At 46.1% G+C, this 3,709-nt stretch carries 5 protein-coding genes; all 5 read left to right on the top strand.

Features of this window, described 5'->3' with window-relative positions; all coding sequences use genetic code 11:
• On the top strand, positions 1-306 hold a 306-nt coding region (locus VIM87_RS04035; RefSeq protein ID WP_349257564.1), incomplete at its 5' end, for an FAD-dependent protein.
• Between the two features lie 96 nt (positions 307-402).
• The gene (locus tag VIM87_RS04030; protein ID WP_331995730.1) at positions 403-915 is read left to right on the top strand and encodes an RNA polymerase sigma factor; all 513 of its coding nucleotides are present in this window, start codon (positions 403-405) and stop codon (positions 913-915) included.
• Positions 905-1,516: a hypothetical protein gene (locus tag VIM87_RS04025; protein ID WP_331995729.1), complete on the top strand. Its 612-nt coding sequence runs from the start codon at positions 905-907 to the stop codon at positions 1,514-1,516. Before VIM87_RS04030 ends, VIM87_RS04025 begins: the two co-directional genes overlap by 11 nt.
• Positions 1,517-1,575: 59 nt before the next feature.
• Positions 1,576-2,493, top strand: coding sequence for an ABC transporter ATP-binding protein (locus tag VIM87_RS04020; protein ID WP_331995728.1), 918 nt, complete (start codon positions 1,576-1,578; stop codon positions 2,491-2,493).
• The coding region (locus VIM87_RS04015) for an ABC transporter permease (RefSeq protein ID WP_331995727.1) at positions 2,486-3,709 on the top strand (1,224 nt) is incomplete at its 3' end. The genes VIM87_RS04020 and VIM87_RS04015, both read left to right, overlap by 8 nt.

Genomic DNA, 3,709 nt, shown 5'->3' with positions numbered 1-3,709 from the left:
GGCGTACACAGCACCAACTTACGCAAGGTATTGCCCCCCGCCGTGCACACGCGGCTGGCAGCGGCTTTCAAAGCCTTTGGCCGTAAAATGAAAGGTTATTATACAGAAAATGCTATACTGGTAGCCACTGAATCCCGTACTTCCTCGCCGGTACGTATACCCCGCGATAATGATACGCTCATGCATCCGCAGATAAAAGGTTTATATCCCTGTGGCGAAGGCGCCGGTTATGCCGGCGGCATTGTATCTGCTGCGATGGATGGAGAAAGGGTTGCCGATGCCATCATAAAATTTAATGCAGGATAACTTGTAACAATTCCCCGCTTGCAGCTACTCATTATATAAATGGATCATAATACCTGGCGCAAATACCACAGCAAAGGGGCTATTATGAATTAAAGTATGGCTACGTTGAATAACAGGGAAACAGCATTCCTTAATCTTATGGAAGTGCATAAAGGCATTATCCATAAAATTTCCAAAATGTATATGGATACCCCGGAGGATCAGCAGGATCTTTTCCAGGAGATCATATACCAGCTTTGGAGATCCTATGATTCATTTAACAGCCAAAGTAAATTCTCTACCTGGATGTACCGGGTGGCTTTGAATACCGCCGTAGTTTTTTTCAGGAAGGAAAATAAAAAGATCAGCAGCGTCCCTGAGCTACCGGAACATATGGCGGTGGAAGAAAATCCATCGGTCCTCAAAGAGCTGCAGCTGGCGCACTTTTACAAAGCCGTGCAAAAGCTGGATAATATAGAAAAGGCATTGATCTTTTACCACCTGGAAAATTATTCGCATAAAGAAATAGCCGCCAACCTGGGCATCAGTGAAGGCAACACCCGGGTAAAGCTCAACAGGGCCAAAACAAAATTGAAAGCACTTATAAAACAACAAGGTTATGAATTTTGACGAGCTACAGTCTGCCTGGAACAGTGATGAAGGGAAAGATGCCGTGCTGCCGGAAACCCTGCAGCGCCTGAAAAGCGCACACATGCCGGTAACAAAGCTCAGGAAAAATATGCGCAGGGAGTTTATTATGCTCGTTGTTATCATTTCCCTGATGGGATTTTTTCCCTTGCTGTCCATACGGGGTGTGCCGCCCATTCCTTTCTATGCCATGTATACGGCGCTGATCATGCTTACGGTGTTCCATCTCACAAAGTTCTACCGGTTTTACCAGCGGCTGCATGCCAATACGCTCAGCTCAAAAGATAATTTATATGAGGTGTATTATGATATAAAGCTGAATATTGAAATGTATAGATCTTTCAACTATTCCATTGTGCCCCTTATAATGCTGTACCTGGTCATGATCGTGCTGGACCTGGATCATTTTACTGCCACGCCGGTTACACCGCATAAAAAAATGACGATCATCATTTCTTTTGTGGTAGCGTTCATTATAATGGTGGTTATAGTAATAGTGCTGGTAGAGTGGTGGGTGAGCTACGCTTATGGAAAATACCAGCGCCAGGTAGGCAAACTGCTGGATGAACTGCGGGAAGCATAATTTTTTCTTTTATATTGGGTCTTAATTGTAAGTTATTTCCTAACCTTACCTGTTATAGCATGAACTTACTGGAGGTGCAACACCTTAAAAAATACTATGCCACACACAAAGCAGTGGATGATATCAGCTTTGACATACCCAGGGGCAGCATTTTTGGTTTACTGGGACCTAACGGCGCCGGCAAAACCACGCTGCTGCGCATGATCACCGGCATCTTTTACCCCGATGAAGGTAATATATTGTTTAACGGACGGCCTTTTAACCCCCATGAAGATGTGCACTCCATTGGCTATATGCCGGAAGAAAGGGGGCTGTATAAAAAGATGAAGGTAGGAGAGCAGGCCCTGTACCTGGCCCAGCTGAAAGGCCTGTCTGAAAAAGAGGCCCTGGAAAAAGTGAAGTACTGGTTCAATAAGTTTGACATGAATACCTGGTGGAATAAAAAGGTAGAGGAGCTGAGCAAAGGCATGCAGCAAAAAGTACAGTTCATTTCCACCATCCTGCATAACCCTTCCCTGCTGATCCTGGACGAGCCCTTCTCCGGCCTGGACCCGCTGAACGCAAACCTCATTAAACAGGAGATCTTTGACCTGAGCCAGGCCGGCACCACCATCATCTTCAGCACCCACCGCATGGAGCAGGTAGAGGAAATTTGCGACCGCATTTTACTGGTAAATAAAGGCCGCAAGCTGCTGGAAGGGCAGGTGCAGGAAGTTAAGCAAACCTTTAAGCAGCACCTGTTCCGCATTGGCGTAGGCGTTGTGCCTAACTTTGCGCAAATGGCCACGCACCATTTTACGATCATTAAGCAGCATGACCACGCCTATACCGTGAAGCTGAATGAGGACAGCAGCACCAACGATATTCTGCTGCACTTCATCCGGCAGGAGATACCGGTAACCCACTTTGAAGAGATATTACCTACCCTCAACGAAATATTTATTACCCAGGTTCAGAAAACCGAAGAATATGCATAAGATCTGGCTCATCATAAAAAGGGAATTCCGTACCCGCGTACGCAAGAAAAGCTTTTTAATATTAACCTTATTAATACCGCTGTTCTTTGCCGGTACGATCATCATCCCCATTCTTATAGCAGTAAAAGGGGAGGATAGTAAACGTATAGCCGTAATAGACGAAAGCAAATTGTTCATTGGCAAGCTGCCGGATGCCAAAGGCATTTATTTTAAACCGCTGGAGCTGGTGAAGATAGACACCTTTAAGCACAAGTACCAGGAATACGGTTACGCAGGCGTATTATACATTCCCGATATAGACATAAACCGCCCCAGCGGCATTGAATACTACAGTAAAGGCCGCGCCAGCATTATGCTGGAAGGCAACCTGAACCGGCAGGTAAATGATGTAATAGAAAAAAAGCGGATGGAGATAGCCGGCATTGACCGGCAAAAGCTGGATGAGGTGAAGAGTGATGTGAAAATAGATTTCCGCAGCGGCGATGAGGAAACCAGGGGCAGCTCCGCTGTGGCTTATGCCGTAGGTTATGGCAGCGGGTTTATTATTTATATTATACTGATGGTATTTGGCATGTCGGTAATGCGCGGGGTAATGGAGGAGAAGGTAAGCCGCATTGCCGAAGTAATGATCTCCAGCGTAAAGCCCTTTCAGCTGATGATGGGTAAGATCGTAGGCATTGCAGGGGTAGGTTTATTACAGTTCCTGATCTGGGGTGTATTGCTGATGACGATACAAATGTTGTTACCCTTATTCCTTTCTGCCGATACCGTGCATACCATTAACCAGGGCGGCGCCATGGCGCAGAATGCCAATAATGCTGCAATGGCCGATGCAATGGAGAAAATAAACTTTATAGTAGGCAGCATTAACTGGAGCCTGCTCATTAGCTGCTTTATCTTTTATTTCCTGGGTGGATACCTGTTCTACTCTGCCTTGTTTGCGGCAGTAGGCAGCCTGGTAAATGAAGATCCGAATGATGTACAATCCCTTACCTTTCCCATCACCTTACCGATCATTATTGGTATTATGGTCATGATATCGGCTGTGCAAAATCCTAACAGCGCGCTGGCAGTTTGGGGCAGCATTATACCTTTTACATCCCCTATGGTAATGATGGCGCGCCTGCCTTATGGCGTACCGGGCACGGTAGCTTACTGGGAGCTGGCACTATCCATCATTTTCCTGATAGCCGGGTTTTTATTAACTACCTGGCTG

The sequence above is a fragment of the Chitinophaga sp. genome, from assembly GCF_036569125.1.
GTDB lineage: Bacteria > Bacteroidota > Bacteroidia > Chitinophagales > Chitinophagaceae > Chitinophaga.
This window is presented reverse-complemented; position numbering and strand designations above follow the sequence as displayed.

Bases quoted from the DNA above. Each gene is read 5' to 3' on its own strand.
- VIM87_RS04030 (WP_331995730.1), top strand. From the start codon at position 403: ATGGCTACGTTGAATAACAGGGAAACAGCATTCCTTAATCTTATGGAA.
- VIM87_RS04025 (WP_331995729.1), top strand. From the start codon at position 905: ATGAATTTTGACGAGCTACAGTCTGCCTGGAACAGTGATGAAGGGAAA.
- VIM87_RS04020 (WP_331995728.1), top strand. From the start codon at position 1,576: ATGAACTTACTGGAGGTGCAACACCTTAAAAAATACTATGCCACACAC.